Raw genomic sequence first — 555 nt, 5'->3', positions numbered from 1 at the left:
CTTCCAGCGCGATTCTCGACATCGACCGCAAAGTGTCCGATTTCCTGCGCAGCGAAGACTATCCGAAAGCCAACTTCGGCGTACCGCTCGCCGGCAGCCTGATTCCGTGGATTGACGTGGACTTGGGCAACGGCCAGTCAAAAGAAGAATGGAAGGGCGGCGTAGAAACCAACAAAATCCTCGGTCGCAGCGACAATCCGACCGTAATCGACGGCTTGTGCGTACGCATCGGCTCTATGCGCTGCCACAGCCAAGCCCTCACCCTGAAGCTGAAAAAAGACCTGCCTGTTTCCGAAATCGAAGCGATTTTGGCAGGCGCGAACGACTGGGTGAAAGTTATCCCCAACGAAAAAGAAGCCAGCATCCACGAGCTGACGCCCGCCAAAGTTACCGGCACGCTGTCTGTTCCTGTCGGCCGTATCCGCAAACTGGAGATGGGTGGCGAAGACATCAGCGCATTCACTGCCGACGCCCAACTCTTGTGGGGTGCTGCCGAGCCGTTGCGCCGCGTATTGCGCATTATCTTGGGCAGCCTGCAATTTAGGTTGGCATGAA

1 protein-coding gene is annotated in these 555 nt (G+C 56.9%); it reads left to right on the top strand.

What is annotated here, in order from left to right; genetic code table 11:
* Window positions 1–554, top strand: a 554-nt coding sequence (locus tag ACTHUR_RS17090; RefSeq protein WP_440399890.1) for an aspartate-semialdehyde dehydrogenase, incomplete at its 5' end; no start/stop codon positions are given.
* Window position 555: the final 1 nt, after the last annotated feature.

Source organism: Neisseria sp. P0021.S007 (assembly GCF_051956855.1).
This window is presented reverse-complemented; position numbering and strand designations above follow the sequence as displayed.